Here is a 17,540-nt window from a genome sequence, read left to right on the forward strand (position 1 = left end):
CCCGTGCCACGCGGAGAACTGCGCATCTATCTCGGGGCCGCCCCCGGCGTCGGTAAGACGTACGCCATGTTGGAGGAGGCCCAGCGGCGGGCCGCGCGCGGCACCGACGTGGTGATCGGCTTCGTGGAGACCCACGGCCGCGAGCACACCGCTGCGATGCTCGCCGACCTGGAGCAGGTGCCCCGCCGCACGATGGAGTACCGGGGCGTCGAGTTCACCGAGATGGACCTCGACGCCGTGCTGGCCCGCCGCCCGGAGATCGCGGTGGTCGACGAGTTGGCGCACACCAACGTGCCCGGTTCCCGGCACGACAAGCGCTGGCAGGACGTCCAGGAGCTGCTCGACGCGGGGATCGACGTGCTGTCCACGGTCAACGTGCAGCACCTCGAGTCGGTCAACGACGTCGTCGCGCAGATCACCGGCACCACCCAGCGGGAGACCCTGCCCGACGAGATCGTCCGCGCCGCCGAACAGGTCGAGCTGGTCGACATGACCCCCGAGGCGCTGCGCCGGCGGATGGCGCACGGCAACATCTACCGACCCGACAAGATCGACGCCGCGTTGGGCAACTACTTCCGGGTCGGCAACCTCACCGCGCTGCGTGAGCTGGCACTGCTCTGGCTGGCCGACAAGGTCGACGAGCAGCTCGACCGGTACCGCAGCCAGCAGGGCATCGCGGCCACCTGGGAGGCCCGGGAACGGGTCGTGGTGGCACTGACCGGTGGCCCGGAGGGTGAGACGCTGATCCGGCGTGCGGCCCGGGTCGCGGCCCGCAGCAAGGGCGCCGACCTGCTCGCCGTGCACGTGGCCCGCAGCGACGGCCTGGCCGGCGCCGACCCGGCCCAACTGGCCCGCCAGCGGGTGCTGGTGGAGAGTCTGGGCGGCACCTACCACCAGGTGCTCGGCACCGACGTGCCGGCCGCGCTGCTGGACTTCGCCCAGGGCGTGAACGCCACCCAGCTCGTGCTCGGCGCCAGCCGGCGGGGTCGCCTCGCGCAGATCTTCGCCCGGGGCGTCGGGGTGACCACCACAGCGCTGTCCGGGTCGATCGACGTGCACCTGGTCACCCACAAGCAGGCCGGCAAGGGCCGTCGAGCCATGGCCGTGCCGGCGGCGCTGTCCCGGCGTCGACGGCTGCTCGGCTTCGGTCTGGCCGCGCTGGGGATGCCGCTGCTCACCCTGCTGCTGAGGACACTGCCCGACCTGACGCTGACCAACGACATCCTGCTGTTCCTCGCCGGGGTCGTCGGCGTCGCGCTGGTCGGTGGGGTGTGGCCGGCGCTGGTCGCCGCGCTCGGCGGCTCGCTGCTGCTCAACTGGTTCTTCACCCCGCCGTACCGCACGTTGACCATCGCCGAGGCCGACAACCTGCTCGCCCTGGCCGTCTTCGTCGCCGTGGCGCTGGCGGTGAGCTGGGTCGTCGACGTGGCCGCCCGGCGCACCCGGGAGGCCGCCCGCGCCGCCGCCGACGCGCAGACCCTCGCCGCCCTCGCCGGTGGCGTGCTGCGCGGCGAACGCCCGCTTCCCGCACTGCTGGAACAGCTCCGGGAGACCTTCGGGCTGCGCGCCGTGAGCGTCCTGGAGTTGGCCGAGGACGCCAGCGGGCGCCCCGAACGGGCCCGCGAGGAACACGCCTGGTGTGTCGTGGCCAGCGTCGGCGAGAGCCCGCCCTGCACGCCCGAGGGCGGTGAGACGACCGTACCGGTCGACGACCGGATCACCGTCGTGCTCTGTGGTCGACGGTTGGAGGCCGCCGACCGGCGCATCGTCGAGGCGTTCGCCGCCCAGGCCGCCGTCGCGCTGCGCCAGGAGCGGCTCGCCGAGGAGGCCGCCACCGCCCGGCCGCTGGCCGCCGCGGATCGGATGCGCACCGCGCTGCTCGCCGCGGTCAGCCACGACCTGCGTACGCCACTGGCGTCGGCGAAGGCGGCGGTGACCAGCCTGCGCAGCCACGACATCGAGTTCGACGAGTCCGACCGTGCGGAGCTGCTGGAGACCGCCGAGGAGTCGCTGGACCGGCTCGCCCGGCTGGTCGGCAACCTGCTGGACATGAGCCGGCTCCAGGCCGGGGTCCTCGGCATCACGGCCACCGCGATCGGCCTGGAGGACGCCGTACCCCTGGCGCTTGACGAACTTGGCCCGGCGGCCGCGACGGTCGGCACGGACATCCCGGCCGACCTGCCGGCCGCCACCGCCGACCCGGGCCTGCTGGAACGGGTGCTGGTCAACATCGTCGCCAACGCGCTGCGCTACAGCCCGCCGGACCAGCCGCCCACGATCACCGCCAGCGCGCACGCCGGCCAGGTGGAGCTGCGGGTGATCGATCGGGGGCCGGGCATCCCGGAGGAGCAGTGGGAGCACGTCTTCCTGCCGTTCCAACGCCTCGGCGACCGGGACAACCAGACCGGCGTCGGTCTCGGGCTCGCCCTGTCCCGGGGGTTGGCCGAGGCGATGGGTGGCAGCATCACCCCGGAGACCACGCCCGGCGGTGGGCTCACCATGGTGCTGCGGTTGCCCGCCGCGCCGACCAGCTCGGAGGGGTCGCAGGAATGACGCGCATCCTGGTCGTCGACGACGAACCGCAGATCCTGCGCGCCCTGCGGATCAACCTGCGGGCCCGCCGGTACGACGTGGACGTCGCCGCGACCGGCGCCGCCGCGTTGAAGGCCGCCGCCAACCACCCGCCCGACCTGGTGGTGCTGGACCTCGGTCTGCCCGACATCGACGGGGTGGAGGTGATCCGCGGCCTGCGCGGATGGACCGCCGTGCCGATCATCGTGCTCTCCGGTCGGGCCGGCAGCGAGGACAAGGTCGCGGCGCTCGACGCGGGCGCCGACGACTACGTCACGAAGCCGTTCGGGGTGGAGGAGCTGCTGGCCCGCATCCGTGCCGTCACCCGTCGTCTCGGTGGGCCCAGCGAGGCGGTGCCGGCGTTGCGGATCGGCCAGCACACCGTCGACCTGGCCGACCACAGCGTGCGGCGTGACGACGGCACCGAGGTCAAGTTGACCCCGATCCAGTGGAGCGTGCTGGAGAAGCTGCTGCGGCACCCCGGCAAGCTGGTCAGCCAGCGTCAGCTCCTCCAGGACGTGTGGGGGCCGGAATACCAGAACGAGACCAACTACCTGCGGCAGTACCTGGCCCAGCTGCGGCGCAAGCTGGAGGACGACCCGGCCCGGCCCCGCCACCTCATCACCGAGCCGGGAATGGGCTACCGCTACCGCCCTTGAGCCCGTTGACACCCGCCTGTGGACATTGAAGAGGCGCAGTCGACCAGCGGCAGTCCGGCGGCCAGTGGGTGCCGCTGGGCACCTACCCGTTCACGGCGGGCACCGACGGCAGCGTGCTGATCCGCACCGAGGAGACCAACGGCCACGTGGTCGCCGACGCGGTGCGCTTCGTCCGCGCCTGACTGATCGGACGGGCGACGGTCTTCGGATCCAGCGGCGGCGCCACCAGCAGCGGGTCGACCTGGATCACGTCGATGCCGAGCGGGCGCAGCATGCCGCGCAGCGCGGACTCGCACAGCTCCTCCCACTGCTGGTCGGCGCCCATGGCGGTGGCCAGCAGCTCGGGGCGGGTGAAGGCGATGCCCACCCGTTGCCCCTGTGGCGTACGGCCGGTCCGCACCGTCCGCACCAGCCGTCCCGGCAGATCGCGCACCGGAACGGCGTAAATTGTCGGGGCCTCGTCCATGGTCGGGTTGGTCCTTTCCGAACGAAAGCGGTCGTCGGCGGGGCGGCTCATGCGGCGGACACCGCCCACGCCGGGGCGTCCTTCCCGGTACGCGGGTCGGCCGGCGTGGTCAGGTCGAGCGCGCGGAGGATGTAGTTGGCCACGGCGACCTCCACCCCGGCGCGGCGGCGCAGGTCGGCCACCGCGCGGTGCAGCACAGTCATGCTGTCGGCGGAGAGCCGCACCACGGCGTCGACGTCGGCGGCGATCCACCACGCGTCGACGGCGCAGGGCTCGTGCCGTAGGTACTCCACCAGGTGGCTGCCGGGCGCGGACGGGCCGAGGCGAACGCTGACCAGCGCCTCGTGTCGCCGTACCGGCTCTTCCGTGCTGGTCGGGGGCTCGCCGGGGCCGGTGTCGATGCCGGGTGGTGGTCCACCGCGTTCCCAGCGTGTCATCCGCCAAGGACTCATGGACCCATCGTCACCACCGGACGGCGGCGGAGCGCCCGTCGATACGCGCTTTCGACGGGTCACCGCCAATTCTTGACGCCGCGTTCACGCGGCTGCCAGGCCGGGGCACCGACACGGGGAGTAACGTCCGGACGGACCAAGATCGGCGTACGAGGAGGCTCCTGTGCAGACGACGGTGGACATCCCGACCAGTGACGGAGTGGCGGACGCGTCCCTCATCCGGCCCGACGCGGACGGCCCGTTCCCGGCGGTCATGCTCTTCATGGATGCCTTCGGGCCGCGCCCGCGCCTGGTGGAGATGGCGGAGCGGATCGCCGAGCGCGGCTACCTGGTGCTGACGCCCCACCTGTTCTACCGGGGCGGCCGGGCACCGCTGTTCGACCTGTCCCGGCTCGGTGAGGCCGACCAGCGCGGCGCGCTCTTCGCGAAGATCGCACCGCTGGCCCAGGCGCTGACCCCCGAGGTGATCAGCCGGGACACCGCCGCGTACCTCGACTTCCTGGCCGCCCGCGACGACGTCCGGCCGGGCCCGGTCGCGATCACCGGCTACTGCCTGGGCGGCACCAACGCGCTGCGGGCCATCGAGGCGCACCCCGACCGCATCGCGGCCGTCGCCAGCTTCCACGGCGGGCACCTCGTCACCGAGGCGCCGGACAGCCCCCACCGGGGAGTCGGCTCGATCACCGGCGAGGTGTACTTCGGGCACGCCGACGCCGACCAGTCGGCGACGCCCGAGCAGATCGCCACGCTGGAGCAGGCGCTCGACGCCGCCGGCGTACGCCACCGCTCCGAGGTGTACGAGGGCGCCCACCACGGCTTCACCATGGCCGACACCCCGATGTACGACGAGAAGGCCACCGAGCGTCACTGGGCCGCCCTGTTCGACCTCCTGGACCGCACCCTGCCCGCGAGCTGACGAGCGCGCCGGCCCGGTCAGCGGCGCAGCAGCACCGGGCCGGCGTCGATGCGGGTGCGGAACAGCGCGTACGGCTTGCGCCGGAGGTCCTGGCCCCGCTGGTACTGCGCCTGCCGGTGCAGTTGGTTGGCGGTGACGTAGAGGTACCCGTCGGTGGCCACCGACATGGTGTCCGGCCAGAGCAGCCGCGGATCGTGGACCAGGGTCTCGTATTCGCCGTCGGGCGTTCGACGCAGCACCGCGTTGTGCTCGTACGAGGTCAGGTAGAGCCGCCCCGCGTCGTCGCTCTCCAACCCGTCCGAGGCGGTGCCCCGGTCGCCCTCGTCGACGACTGTCGCCGCGACCGCCTCCTGGGTGACGCCCGGGTCAGCCAGCGCCTCGGTGGACACGCTGTGCAGGCGCCGGGATGCCAACGGGCAGTAGTAGAGCCGGGTGCCGTCGGCGGAGATGGCGATGCCGTCGGAGCCCATGCTCACCGGCTTCGGTGGGCCGTCCGCCGGGCGTTCGAGGAACGGCCGGCCCTCGACCACCGGGCGGAACGACGTCAGCGGCTCCGCCTTGGTGGACGGGTGGTCGTGCAGCCGTCGCCAGGAGGCTCCACTGGCCAGGTCCACCACGATGATCCCGTTCGGTCCGGAGGCCGCCGAGTCGGTGATGTACGCGACCCCCGCCTCGCCCCGCCGCAGGTCGAAGCGGACGTCGTTGAGGTACGTCGTCGGCAGCGCCACGTCCGCCGGAAAGGTGATCACCTGCGCCACCGTGTCGGTGTCCAGGTCGACCCGGACCAGCTTCGGGCCGCCCGGCTTCGTGGGCTGGAACATCGGGCTGCCGGTGTCCAGCACCCAGAGCCGGTCGGCCGGGTCGACCACGATGCTCTGCACCGACACGAACGCGCCCGCGTCGTCGTCGCCGGACGGGTCGTTCCACTGCTGGTCGGGGTAGGGCACCTCCTGGCCGTCGCGCAGCTCGACGACGGTGGCCGGCACCTCGTCGCCCCACTTCGGGAAGTTGACGAAGATCCGGCCCTGGTGCGAGACGCTCACCCCGGTCGGCATGGGGCCGGTGAAGGTGTGCACCAGCTCCAACTCGCCGACCGGTTCGTCGCCGACCGGCCCGTTCATGACTCCCGCCCCACGGTGCTCATCGTCCCGCCCCCTGTCAGTCGGCCCGCTGTCCCGCTTCGGCGGGACTATTCCCGCCCCGGCGTCCGATATGCCTGCGGTCAGCTATGCCCGCGGTCAGCTCGGTGGCGCGGTGGCTCCCGCGGCGGGCAGGCCGGGGACCTCGACGTCCACCGCGAGCAGCGCACCGTCCGCCGGGCCGGCGGTGTCCAGCCCCACGCGGGCGGTGCCGACGAAGAGTCGGCGCAGCTCGGGGCCGCCCAGGCAGATGCCGGCCGGCTGCTTCGCCGGTAGCCGGATCTCCCGGTCGAGGGTGCCGTCGGGACGGTAGCGGCGTACCGCCGAGCCTCCCCACAGCGCGATCCAGAGATGGCCGGCCGCGTCCACCGTCATGCCGTCCGGGCCGCCGTCGGCGGAGGAGATCCGCAGGAACGGCTCCCGTGCGCTCAGCTCCCCGGTCGCGGGGTCGACGGTGAACCGGTCGATCTCGCCGCGTGGCGTGTCGGCCAGGTACATGGTGGTGCCGGCGGCGTCGAACGCCGGCCCGTTCGGGATGGTCAGTCCGGTCACCGCGGGCACCGGTGCCGCGCCCGGGGTGAGCCGGTACAGCGTGCCCTCGCCGGGCACCGCCGCGTACGTCATGCTGCCGGCCCAGAAGCGGCCGTGCGGGTCGGCGACCGCGTCGTTCATCCGGGTCGGCTCGGCTGCGTCACCCACCAGGTCGGCGACCGGTCGGGGCTCGTCGGCGGTGAGCAGGGTGATGCCGGTCCCGGCGGCCGCCAGCCAGTCACCTGGGCGGCCGGCCACCGGGGCGACCGCGCCGAGCGGGACGTCGAGGCGGCGCAGCTCCCGCAGCGGGGTCGGGGCGTCGCCGTCGGTCTCCAGCAGTCGCCCGGCCAGCAGGTCGACCAGGACCAGCCGGTCGTCGACCCAGCGCAGCCCTTCGCCCAGCTCCAACCGGTCGGTGCTCCAGATGGTCGGCTCGGTCAGCTCCATGGTGCTCCTCCAAAGGGTCGTCAGCGGACGGTACCGCCGGGGCCATGGTCGAGCAGCGCCAGCTCGGCCCGGTCGGGCAGGCCCTCCCAGTCGCCCCGGGTGGCCACCGCGAACGCCCCGGTGGTGACCGCCCGGTCCAGCCGGGCCGGGACGTCGGCTCCGTCGAGCCATCCGGAGAGCAGCCCGGCCACGAAGGCGTCGCCCGCGCCGACGGTATCCACCACCGGAACCGTCCGGGCTGGACGGTGCACGACACCGGTCGCGCTGTGGCTGGTCGCTCCGCCGGCGCCGTGCTTGACCACGACCTCGGTCACGCCAGCCGAGAGCAGCGCCGGGACGGGGTCGGAGGCGCCGGTCAGCACGGCCAGCTCGTCGTCGGAGGCGACCACCAGATCGATCGAGGGCAGCAACGGTCGTAGCGCGTCGGCCGCCTCGGCGACCGACCAGAGCCGCTGCCGGTGGTTGACGTCCAGGCAGACGGTGGTGCCGGCCGCGCGGGCGCGCCGGACGGCCTCCACCACCGCCTGGTACGGCTCGACGCCGAGCGCGCAGGTGATGCCGGTGACGTGCAGCAGCCGGGGCGGCGGCCCGGGCGCGTCGAAGGCCGGGGTCACGTCGACCGGGCGCAGCCGGGAGCCGGCGGAGCCCGCGCGGTGGTAGGTGACCCGGTTGATGTCGGCGACCCGGTTCTCGAAGAGGATCAGGCCGGTCGGAGCGGTCGGGTCGACCCGGGACCAGCGCAGGTCGACACCCTCGGCGCGCAGCGTGCGGCGGATCAGCTCGCCGGGCTCGTCGGTGCCGGTGACCCCGATCCAGGCGGCGTGGTGGCCGAGCCGAGCCAACCCGATCGCCACCGTCGACTCGGACCCGGCGACGGAGATCCCGGCGGTGCCGCCCAACCGCAGCGGCCCGGTGGTGCGGAAGGCCGCCATCGTCTCGCCGAGCGTGAGCAGGTCGGTCATCGCCGAACCGCCGCGAGGAAGGCCGCGGCGCGCTCGCGCAGCGCCGCCGGGTCGCCACCGCGAACCGCGTCACCGAGCAGCGGGGAGCCGACGCCGACCGCGACCGCGCCCCGGTCCAGGTACTGTCGCGCGCCGCCCGCGTCGACCCCACCGACCGGTACGAACGCGGTGCCGGGGAACGGGTCACGCAGCGCGCCGAGGTAGTCGGGTCCACCGAGGGAGGCCGGGAAGAGCTTGATCGCGGTGGCCCCGCCGCTGCTGGCCTGCACCACCTCGGTGGGGGTGAGCGCACCGGCGAGCACCGGCAACCCGAGCCGGCCACCTTCAGCGAGGCTGGCGGCGATCGCCGGGGTGACCAGGAAGGCGGCACCCGCGTCGGCCGCCGCGCGGGCGTCCTCGGCGCTGAGCACTGTGCCCGCGCCCAGGGCGTAGTCAGGCCCGAGGGCGGCCCGGGCACGTCGGATGACGTCGAGCGCGTCGGCGCTGGTGAGCGAGACCTCGACCAGTGCGACGCCGCTCTCGGCCAGGGTGAGCACGGCGGTCAGCGCCGCCGCCGGGTCGGGGCCGCGCACGATGGCCAGCAGCCGATGGGTACGCAACTCGTCGAGCAGGTTCATCGCGGATGTCCTCAGGGGGTGCGGTGGGCGGAGATGGTGAGTCGCCAGGCGACCTCACCGGCGGCGGGTACGACAGCCGCGTCGGCCGGGCCGGCGTCGGCCAGGTCGAAGGCGGCGCCCAGCATCGGCTCGACACCGAGGCTGCGGTACGGGGCGATGGCCGGCCAGCCGCCCAGGTTGCGCCAGAGGGCGGTGCTGCGGGGCTGGCCGTCGCACTCCAGCTCCAGGGTCAGCCGGTCGGCGTCGTCGATCACCTGGACGCGGGGGCAGTCGAGCAGCACCGCGCCGACAGCGGTGCCGTCGTCGGCTCCAAGGGTGTCCAGTGTCAGGCCGGCCGGGGACGGCCACGGCCCGTTGAGCCACGGGGCGCCGGCCGGCCAGGTGCCCGGTGGCAGCAACGCGGCGGCCTCCGGATGCAGCCGGGTCGGTGTGCCGGCGGGCGCGTCGAGGCGGGCCGCGGGGGAGAGGCCGAGCAGGGCGTGCGCGGCCCAGACGAACCGGTACCCCGGATCGGCGGCCAGCCGGTAATCGGCCACCACCACACCGCTGTCGTCGCTGATCCGGCGGGTCAGGGTGAACGTCGGCCGCTGGATCACCAGTGTGTCGGGGCCAGCGCTGCGCCAGGGCCGCGACCACACCTCGCCGTGGTCGGGTCGGCCGCGCACGGTGGGCAGGCACTCCTCCAAGCCGCCCGCGTCGACGAACGCGTCGTCGGGGCGTACCTCGTGGCGGCCGGGCTCCGGGCCGCGCCAGAGCCATTCCCGACCGCCGCCGTGCAGGCTGGTCCACCGGCCGCCGTGCGCGGCGTCGTACGCCACCCGCAGCGGCACCGGCGTCGCGCCGGTCACCATTCCGCGAACGACCCGTCGGCGTGCTGCCAGACCGGGTTACGCCAGGTGTGCGGGGTCTGCGCGGCCTTGCGGACCGCCGCCTCGTCCACAGTGATGCCCAGGCCGGGTCGGCCGAAGCGGGCGATGTGTCCGTCCACGAACCGGAACGGCTCCGGGTCGATCAAATAGTCCAGCAACTCCGAACCGGCGTTGTAGTGGATGCCGATGCTCTGCTCCTGGATCAGGAAGTTCGGCGTCGCGAAGGCCACCTGGAGGCTCGCTGCCAGGGAGATCGGGCCGAGCGGGCAGTGCGGGGCGAGCAACGCGCCGTACGTCTCGGCCAGCGCGGCGATCCGGCGGACCTCGGAGATCCCACCCGCGTGCGACAGGTCCGGCTGGACCACGGCGACTCCGGCCTGCAACGGGCCGAGGAACTCGGAGCGGCCGTAGAGCCGCTCACCGGTGGCCACCGGGATCGGTGTGCTGGCGACGATGTCGCGCAGGTGGTGGGCCTGGTCGGGCAGGACCGGCTCCTCCACGAAGAACGGGCGCAGGGAGACCAGCTCGGGCAGGATCCGGCGTACGGCGGCCATCCCGGCCCGGCCGTGGAAGTCCAGCGCGATGTCCCGGTCGGGGCCGAGCACCTCGCGGGCTGCGGCGACCCGGCCGACGATCGCGTCCACCTCGGCGGAGGTGGGGATGGGGGAGAGCCGCCCGCAGGCGTTCATCTTGACGCCGGTGAGACCGGCGGTGACCTGCGCGGCGGCGGCGTCGGCCACCTCGTCCGGCTCGTCGCCGCCGATCCACGAGTAGACCCGCACCCGGTCGCGCACGGGTCCGCCGAGCAGTGCGTGCACCGGCGCGCCGTACGCCTGCCCGGCGATGTCCCAGAGTGCCTGGTCGAGGCCGGCGACCGCGCTGGAGAGGATCGGGCCGCCCCGGTAGAAGCCGCCCTTGGTGAGCACCTGCCAGTGCTGCTCGATGCGCAGTGGATCGGCGCCGATCAGGTATTCGGCGAGCAGCTCGACGGCGCTGCGCACCACTTCGGCGCGCCCCTCCACCACCGGTTCGCCCCACCCGACCAACCCGTCGTCGGTCTCCACCCGGCAGAACAGCCACCGTGGCGCGACCAGGAAGGTCTCGATCCGCTCGATCTTCACTGACTGCCCCTTCGTCCCCGTGCCTTCTCGACGTCGCGGACGGCCTTGTCCAGCAACTCACGCATGGCGGTCTCGGCCGCCGTCTCGTCCCGTTCGCGCAGCCCGTCGACCACCGCACGGTGGCTGGGCACCGGGTCGTCGTGGGCGTCACCGCCGTGCACCAGCCGGTCCCGTTCGGCGAGCCCCGTCTCCATCACCACCTCCATCCGCTCCAACAGCTCGTTGTGGGTGGCGGCGAGCAGCGCGCGGTGGAAGGCGAGGTCGGCGGCGATGGCGGCGGCGGGATCACCGATGGCGTCGGTCATCTCGGCGAGTGCCTGATCGAGGGCGGCCAGGTCGTCCTCGGTCGCACGGGTGGCGGCCAGTCGCGCGGCGGCGGGCTCGATGATGGCGCGTACCTCGTGCAGCTTTTCGAGCAGGCGCTCGTCGGGGCCCTCGGCGAACTGCCAGCGGATCACGTCACCGTCGAGCAGGTTCCAGTCCGCGCGGGGTCGCACGAAGGTGCCGCGCTTCTGCCGGGCGTCGACGATGCCCTTCGCGGAGAGGACCTTCAGCGCCTCGCGTAGCGCCGTCAGGCTGACGCCGAACTCCTCCTGCAACGCGACGATGTTCAGGGTCGCGCCGACGGCGATCTCGCCGGTGAGGATGCGACGGGCGATCGCTTCGACGGTCTGCCCGTGGACGCCGCGGCGTGCGTACTGTGCCAATGCTCCTGGCCTTTTCGCTGGTCGGTATCGATCTCTCAGGCCGAGGCTTTCACCGCTGTCCAGCCACCGTCCACCACGAGGCTCGCGCCGGTGATGTAGGCGGCGTCCGGTGAGGCGAGGAAGGCGACTGTCGAGGCCACCTCGTCAGGCGTGCCGAAGCGCTTCGCCACGGTTTCGGCGACGCTACGCTGCCGGTCCTCTTCGGACACGTCGGCCCATGCGCCGGTGAGGATGGGCCCGGGCAGCACGGTGTTGACCCGCACCTGTGGGCCGTACTCCACGGCGAGTTGGCGGCCGAGCGCGACCAGGCCGCCCTTGGCCGCGGCGTACGCGGGTCGGCCGGGCAGCCCGACCAGCGCGTGCACCGAGGAGATCAGCACCACCGCGCCCGAGCGGGCCCGCAGGTCGTCCAGGCAGGCGCGGACGCCGAGGAACGAGCCGGTGAGGCTGACGCCGAGCTGGTCGTCCCAGGACTGCCGGCTCGTCTCGTGGGCCGGAGCGACCCGCACGGCGTACGCGGTGCTGACCAGGATGTCGATCGGGCCGAGGCTCGCTCGTGCCGCCGACACCGCAGCCGCCCAGTCGCTCTCCTCGCTGACACTGCCCATTACGGACAGTGCTCGGTGACCGGCGGCGGTCAGTTCGTCGGCCAGCGGGGTCGGATCCTGGACGTCGAGCAGCGCGAGGGCCGCACCTTCGGCGGCGAGCCGCCGGGCGATGGCCGCGCCGATCCCGCCCACAGCGCCGGTGACCAGCGCGTTCTTGCCTTCTAGCCGACGCATAGGCTGATCCACCTGACCCTCGCCCTGATCTCATCTAATCATTAATTACGAAGATATCTTGACAGCCGGCGACGGCCGATGCAACCTTCTCGTCACAGCATTCACATGGACGACACACTGCGCAGTGACGCTGCGTGTCGTAGAGGAAGGGATACCTCCGTGAGCGACTTCGACCCCGGTCGCCGGCGATTCCTTGGTCACCTTGGGCTCGCCGGCATGGGCGCGCTCGGCGCCAGCTCGTTCCTCAGCGCGTGCGCCAGCTCCGCCAGCGGGCCGACGACGAGCAACGGCTCGGGCGCGGTCACCATCCAGTCCAACCTCTCCTCGCCGCAGGCCAAGGCCGCGATGGAGAAGCTGATCGAGAATTTCAACGCGCAGGGCAAGGGCACGGCGAGCCTCAACACGATCGCCTCGGAGACCTTCCGGACCCAGCTGCCGACGTACCTGACCTCGGCGAACCCGCCGGACCTCTACACCTGGTACGCGGGCTCGGTCGCCAACGACTACGCCAGCAAGAACCTGCTGCTGGACGTCTCCGACGTCTGGAAGTCGCTGGGCGACTACCCCCAGTCGCTGCGCACCCTCTCCACCGATGCCAGCGGCAAGCAGATCTTCGTGCCGATGAACAACTACTGGTGGGGCTTCTTCTACCGCAAGTCCAACTTCGCCAAGTGGGGCGTGCAGGAGCCGAAGACCTGGACCGACTTCCTGGCGCTGTGCGAGACGCTGAAGAGCAAGGGCATCCCGCCGATCGGCATCGGCCTCGGCGACACCCCGTGGGTGGCCTCGGCCTGGTTCGACTACCTCAACATCCGGATCAACGGCGCGCCGTTCCACCGCGAGCTGCTCGCCGGCAAGCAGCGCTTCGACGACCCCAAGGTCAAGGCGGTCTTCACCCGCTGGCGCGAGGCCCTGCCCTACTTCGACCCCAAGGGCAAGGCGTACCCGTTCCAGGAGGCGACCACCGCGCTGCTGGCCGGCAAGACCGGCATGTTCCTGATCGGGACGTTCTTCGCCGACGCGGCACCGAAGGACGCCCTCGGTGACCTGGACTTCTTCCGGTTCCCGATCATCGACCCGGCGGTGCCGTTGGCGGAGGAGGCCCCGACGGACGGCTTCTTCGCCAGCGCGAAGACCGCCAACCCGACCGGCACCAGGGCCCTGCTCAGCTACCTCTCCGGGGTCGAGGCCCAGGAGGCGTACGTCAAGGCCAGCTCCGGCATCGTCCTGCCGGCCAACCCCGGGGCGAAGGCGTCCGACTCGCCACTGGTGGTCAAGGGCAAGGCGATGCTCGACGAGGCCAAGGAGTTGACCCAGTTCTTCAACCGGGACTCCAGTGACGCACTCCAGCCGACCGCGGACACCGCACTGACCAAGTTCATCGACAAGCCGGACCAGATCGACGCGATCCTGCGGGAGTGGCAGGCCGGCGCCGAGAAGGTCTTCAAGGGCTGACGTGACAGCAACGATCTCCACGACTTCGGTCACCCCCACTCGGCGGCGGCGACGGTCGGCTCGACTGTCGCCGCTGCTGGTGGCGTTCGTCCTCGTGCCGTTCGCGGTCGAGAGCATCTGGGTCTTCTGGCCGGCGCTCCAGGGCTTCTGGTTCTCCCTCACCCGCTGGGACGGCATGTCGTCGCCGACCTTCGTCGGCACGGACAACTACGTCGAGCTGGCCGGTGACGCCACCTTCCGAGGTGCCCTGGTCAACACGGTGATCTGGCTGGTGCTCTTCGGCGGCCTCTCCGTGCTGGGTGGCTTCGGCATGGCGCTGGTCCTGCAGAAGGAGCGGCGCTGGGTCGGCTTCTACCGGGCCGCGCTCTTCACCCCGGTGGTGTTCTCACTGGTGGTGACCGCGCTGGTCTGGCGGGTCTTCTACCAGCCGGACGGCATCGCCGACACGCTGCTGCGGGCCGTCGGGCTGGAGCACCTGATCCGGCCCTGGCTCGCCGACCCGCAGACCGCCCTGTACGCGGTGATCCTGCCCGCCCTGTGGCGGCAGATCGGCTACGTGATGGTGCTGTTCCTGGCCGGGCTGAAGGCGATCGACCCGGCGCTGCACGAGGCCGCCCGGATGGACGGCGCCAACGCCTGGCAGCGGTTGCGGCACGTCACGATCCCCCAGCTCAAGGGGGTCAACGCCGTCGTGCTGTCGGTCATCGTCATCGACTCGCTGCGCTCGTTCGACATCGTCTGGTCGCTGACCAAGGGTGGGCCGTACCACTCGTCGGAGCTGCTCAGCACCTACATGTACTCGACCGCGTTCCAGAGCCTGCGGCTGGGCTACGCCTCCGCGATCGCCGTCGTGATCTTCGTGCTCGCGCTGGCCGTCATCCTCGGCTACCTGGTCCGCGCGTTCCGGGAGGAAGCGTGATGAACAAGCTCCGTACCGGGGCCTTCCACACCGGCATGATCCTGCTCTCGCTGCTCTGGCTGGGCCCGGTGCTCTGGGTCGTGGTGATGTCCACCCGGTCGTTCGACGACATCGCCGCGCACGGTGTGGGCAGCCTGCCCCGGTCGTTCACGCTGGACACCTACCGGCAGGCGTGGACCGACGGCGGCGAGCTGCGCGCCCTGATCAACAGCATGCTGGTCGCCGTCCCGTCGGTGGCGCTGAGCCTGGGGCTGGCCGCGATGGCCGCGTTCGCGCTGAGCCGCTTCCGGATCCCCGGCCGGCGGACCATCCTGCTGCTGATGCTCGCCGGCAACCTGCTGCCACCGCAGATCCTGCTCATCCCGGTGGCGAAGTTCAGCGAGCTGACCGGCCTGTACGACACGCTCTGGGCGCTGATCGCGGTGCAGGTCGGCTTCGGGCTCGGCTTCTACACCTTCGTCCTGCACGGCTTCATGCGGGACCTGCCGGGCGAGATCCAGGAGGCGGCCACGATCGACGGCGCCGGCACGGCGCAGATCTTCACCAGGGTGATGCTGCCGCTGACCCGGCCGGCGTTGGCCGCTCTCGGGGCGCTCTCCTTCACCTGGATCTTCAATGACCTGCTCTGGGCGATCACCGTGCTGCGCACCGACGACAACATGCCGGTCACCCCGGCGCTGCTGGCCCTCCAGGGGCAGTTCGTCTCGTCCTGGAACGTGATCGCCGCCGGCACTGTCATCGCGGCCGTCCCCACCGTCGCGGTCTTCCTGCGCTTCCAGCGGCACTTCGTCTCCGGCCTGGCGCTCGGAGCGGTCAAGTGACCGCCGCGGCCGGGCAGCGTTGGACGCTGCGCGGCACGCACACCGAGTACACAGTGACCGTGCCGGCGCACGGCCGCTGGCTGGAACTGGTCGCGTGGGGGCCGCACGGCGTCTCCGACGGGCCGTCGCCGGTCGCCTACGACGGCCCGGTGCCGTTCCTCACCGCCGGAGACGCCGCCCCCATCGAGTACGCCACCGACGCCGACCGGCCGTTCACCGGCGCCGACCTGGTGGTGGAGACCGTGACGGGGCAGCGCCGGATCGGCTTCGCGCACACCGGCGTACGGGTCGATGCCGACCAGCGGGAGCTGGCCGTCGACTTCGCCGACGCGGTGACCGGGCTGCGCGCCACGGTGCACTACCGGGTGCCCGCCGGCACGGACGTGGTGCAGCGGTGGGTCGAGCTGACCAACGACGGCTCTGCCCCGCTGCGGGTGGTCCGGGCCGGGTCCGGCGGTTTCTGCGTACCGACTCCGCACGGCGCGCTGCTCAGCCACCAGTGGGGGCAGTGGGCGCAGGAGTTCCAGCTCTCCCACGTCGAGCTGGGCCACGGCACCTTCAGCATCGGCAGCTCCCAGGGCGTACCCGGGCATCTGCACGTGCCCTGGCTGGCCGTGCGGGACACCGCGGACCCGGCCGGCTCGGCGTGGGGGATGGGGTTGTCGTGGACCGGCTCCTGGGAGATCAGCGCGGAGCGGGACACCGGCGGGCTGACCCGGATCCGGGCCGGCCGTCAGCTGGTCGACGGCCCGCTGACGCTGGCCCCCGGCGAGGTGCTGACCCTGCCGGTGGTCACCGGGGCGTACAGCCCGGACGGCCTGGACGGGCTGGCCCGGGTCTGGCACACCCACCAGCGGTTGCTCGCCGCCGACCGGCTCACCCCGCGCCCGGTGCTCTACAACTCGTGGGAGGCCACCTATTTCGCCGTCGAGGCGGAGAGCCAGCTCGCGCTCGCCCGGATCGCCGCCGACCTGGGCGTGGAGACGTTCGTGGTGGACGACGGCTGGTTCGTCGGCCGCGACGACGACACCGCCGGGCTGGGTGACTGGACGCCCGACCCGGCGAAGTTCCCCGCCGGGTTCGACGCGTTCATCGCCGACGTCCGCGCACTCGGGCTGAACTTCGGGCTCTGGGTCGAGCCGGAGTGCGTCAACCCGAGGTCGACCCTCTACGCCGAACACCCGGAATGGGTCTACTCCGTCGACGGTCGGCCGCTCACCCCCGTGCGCAACCAGTACCTGCTCGACCTGGGCCGACCAGAGGTCGCCGAGTTCGTGCACTCCACAGTGGACGGCCTGCTGCGCCGGTACGACATCGACTACCTGAAGTGGGACTTCAACCGACCGCGTACCGAGCCGGGCCGGCCGGGCGGTGTCGCTCCGCTCGACCTGGACGGCGCCCACGTCGCCAACCTGCACCGGATCTACGAGCGGCTGCGCCGGGACCACCCCGGTGTGCTGATCGAGGCCTGTGCCGGCGGCGGTGCGCGGACCGACCTGGCGATGGCCGCCCGCGCCGACGTGTTCTGGCCCAGCGACAACACCGGTCCACTCGACCGGCTGGCCATCCAGTACGGCTTCCTGCACGCCAACGCCCCGCACCTGCTCAGCTCCTGGGTGACCGACGCGCCCGGCCTGTTCGACAGTCGACCGCGAACGCTTGCGTTCCGGTTCGTCCTGGCGATGGCCGGTGTGCTCGGCATCGGCGCGGACATCCGGGCCTGGACTCCCGAGGAACGGGCCGAGGCGACCGGCTGGATCGCCCGGTACAAGCAGATCCGGGACGTCGTCACGCACGGCGAGGTGCACCTGATCGGTGGACCCGACCAGGCCCGCTGCGCGGTGCAGTACACGGCGCCCGACGAGCGCCGGGTGGTCGTCCTGGCCTGGCACACCGGCCGGCTCGACGGCGCCGGCCTGCTGCCGTCGCGCCCGGTGCGGCTGCCACTGCGCGGCCTCGACCCGGGGGCCCGCTACCGACACGGCGACCGCCACTACTCCGGCAGTCACCTCGCCGCGGTCGGCCTGCCCGTGCGGTGGAGCCCGACCCATGACGCCGACCTCATCGTGCTGACCCGCGACTGAGGCCGGAGCACCACCACCCCAC

Annotated in this window: 17 protein-coding genes and 1 pseudogene; 8 read left to right on the forward strand and 10 right to left on the reverse strand. The window is 72.5% G+C overall.

Translation table 11 applies throughout. From position 1 onward, the window contains the following. The first annotated feature begins 3 nt into the window (after positions 1 to 3). The 3 genes from HNR22_RS22005 (at position 4) to HNR22_RS32100 (ending at position 3,412) form a co-directional block, all read left to right on the forward strand. Positions 4 to 2,553, forward strand: coding sequence for a DUF4118 domain-containing protein (locus tag HNR22_RS22005; RefSeq protein ID WP_179781925.1), 2,550 nt, complete (start codon positions 4 to 6; stop codon positions 2,551 to 2,553). After that, positions 2,550 to 3,230: a response regulator gene (locus HNR22_RS22010; protein WP_179781926.1), complete on the forward strand. Its 681-nt coding sequence runs from the start codon at positions 2,550 to 2,552 to the stop codon at positions 3,228 to 3,230. The genes HNR22_RS22005 and HNR22_RS22010 overlap by 4 nt, the downstream gene beginning before the upstream one ends. 68 nt (positions 3,231 to 3,298) lie before the next feature. After that, complete coding sequence (locus tag HNR22_RS32100) at positions 3,299 to 3,412, forward strand: hypothetical protein (RefSeq protein ID WP_484502654.1); 114 nt, start codon at positions 3,299 to 3,301, stop codon at positions 3,410 to 3,412. Between the two features lie 59 nt (positions 3,413 to 3,471). On the opposite strand, the pseudogene HNR22_RS32105 reads toward HNR22_RS32100, so the two are convergent. Continuing rightward, positions 3,472 to 3,747: pseudogene (locus HNR22_RS32105) on the reverse strand (SAV_915 family protein); the annotation flags it as partial. Further along, on the reverse strand, positions 3,744 to 4,148 hold the full coding sequence (locus tag HNR22_RS22020) for a hypothetical protein (RefSeq protein WP_179781928.1): 405 nt from the start codon (positions 4,146 to 4,148) through the stop codon (positions 3,744 to 3,746). The pseudogene HNR22_RS32105 and the gene HNR22_RS22020, both read right to left, overlap by 4 nt. Before the next feature lie 163 nt (positions 4,149 to 4,311). Here HNR22_RS22020 and HNR22_RS22025 point away from each other — a divergent pair, with 163 nt between their 5' ends. Continuing rightward, a complete protein-coding gene (locus HNR22_RS22025; RefSeq protein WP_179781929.1) occupies positions 4,312 to 5,064 on the forward strand; it encodes a dienelactone hydrolase family protein in 753 nt (250 codons plus the stop codon). A 17-nt stretch (positions 5,065 to 5,081) separates the two neighbouring features. On the opposite strand, the gene HNR22_RS22030 is transcribed toward HNR22_RS22025, so the two are convergent. The 8 genes from HNR22_RS22030 to HNR22_RS22065 form a co-directional block, all read right to left on the reverse strand. Beyond that, on the reverse strand, positions 5,082 to 6,185 hold the full coding sequence (locus HNR22_RS22030; RefSeq protein ID WP_179781930.1) for an L-dopachrome tautomerase-related protein: 1,104 nt from the start codon (positions 6,183 to 6,185) through the stop codon (positions 5,082 to 5,084). Between the two features lie 117 nt (positions 6,186 to 6,302). Next, positions 6,303 to 7,181: an SMP-30/gluconolactonase/LRE family protein gene (locus HNR22_RS22035; RefSeq protein ID WP_179781931.1), complete on the reverse strand. Its 879-nt coding sequence runs from the start codon at positions 7,179 to 7,181 to the stop codon at positions 6,303 to 6,305. Between the two features lie 20 nt (positions 7,182 to 7,201). Then, the gene (locus HNR22_RS22040) at positions 7,202 to 8,143 is read right to left on the reverse strand and encodes a sugar kinase (protein WP_179781932.1); all 942 of its coding nucleotides are present in this window, start codon (positions 8,141 to 8,143) and stop codon (positions 7,202 to 7,204) included. Further along, on the reverse strand, positions 8,140 to 8,760 hold the full coding sequence (locus tag HNR22_RS22045; protein WP_179781933.1) for a bifunctional 4-hydroxy-2-oxoglutarate aldolase/2-dehydro-3-deoxy-phosphogluconate aldolase: 621 nt from the start codon (positions 8,758 to 8,760) through the stop codon (positions 8,140 to 8,142). Before HNR22_RS22045 ends, HNR22_RS22040 begins: the two co-directional genes overlap by 4 nt. Positions 8,761 to 8,771: 11 nt before the next feature. Next, positions 8,772 to 9,611, reverse strand: a complete 840-nt coding sequence (locus HNR22_RS22050; RefSeq protein WP_179781934.1) for a hypothetical protein — start codon at positions 9,609 to 9,611, stop codon at positions 8,772 to 8,774. Next, positions 9,605 to 10,750, reverse strand: coding sequence for a galactonate dehydratase (gene dgoD, locus HNR22_RS22055; protein WP_179781935.1), 1,146 nt, complete (start codon positions 10,748 to 10,750; stop codon positions 9,605 to 9,607). The genes HNR22_RS22050 and dgoD overlap by 7 nt, the downstream gene beginning before the upstream one ends. Then, on the reverse strand, positions 10,747 to 11,457 hold the full coding sequence (locus HNR22_RS22060) for a FadR/GntR family transcriptional regulator (RefSeq protein ID WP_088951310.1): 711 nt from the start codon (positions 11,455 to 11,457) through the stop codon (positions 10,747 to 10,749). The genes dgoD and HNR22_RS22060 overlap by 4 nt, the downstream gene beginning before the upstream one ends. Positions 11,458 to 11,492: 35 nt before the next feature. Further along, on the reverse strand, positions 11,493 to 12,239 hold the full coding sequence (locus HNR22_RS22065; protein WP_179781936.1) for an SDR family NAD(P)-dependent oxidoreductase: 747 nt from the start codon (positions 12,237 to 12,239) through the stop codon (positions 11,493 to 11,495). A 159-nt stretch (positions 12,240 to 12,398) separates the two neighbouring features. Between HNR22_RS22065 and HNR22_RS22070 the strand changes: the two genes are divergently transcribed. The 4 genes from HNR22_RS22070 to HNR22_RS22085 are packed head-to-tail and all read left to right on the forward strand — an operon-like array spanning position 12,399 to position 17,518. Further along, on the forward strand, positions 12,399 to 13,694 hold the full coding sequence (locus HNR22_RS22070; protein WP_179781937.1) for an extracellular solute-binding protein: 1,296 nt from the start codon (positions 12,399 to 12,401) through the stop codon (positions 13,692 to 13,694). Position 13,695: 1 nt separating this feature from the next. Then, on the forward strand, positions 13,696 to 14,613 hold the full coding sequence (locus tag HNR22_RS22075; RefSeq protein WP_088951313.1) for a carbohydrate ABC transporter permease: 918 nt from the start codon (positions 13,696 to 13,698) through the stop codon (positions 14,611 to 14,613). Then, positions 14,613 to 15,434 carry a carbohydrate ABC transporter permease gene (locus HNR22_RS22080; protein WP_088951314.1) on the forward strand — a complete coding sequence of 274 codons (822 nt, stop codon included), beginning with the start codon at positions 14,613 to 14,615 and terminating at the stop codon, positions 15,432 to 15,434. The genes HNR22_RS22075 and HNR22_RS22080 overlap by 1 nt, the downstream gene beginning before the upstream one ends. Further along, positions 15,431 to 17,518 carry an alpha-galactosidase gene (locus tag HNR22_RS22085; RefSeq protein WP_179781938.1) on the forward strand — a complete coding sequence of 696 codons (2,088 nt, stop codon included), beginning with the start codon at positions 15,431 to 15,433 and terminating at the stop codon, positions 17,516 to 17,518. The genes HNR22_RS22080 and HNR22_RS22085 overlap by 4 nt, the downstream gene beginning before the upstream one ends. Positions 17,519 to 17,540 lie beyond the last annotated feature (22 nt).

This window comes from Micromonospora jinlongensis (genome assembly GCF_013410645.1).
GTDB classification, from domain to species: domain Bacteria; phylum Actinomycetota; class Actinomycetes; order Mycobacteriales; family Micromonosporaceae; genus Micromonospora; species Micromonospora zamorensis.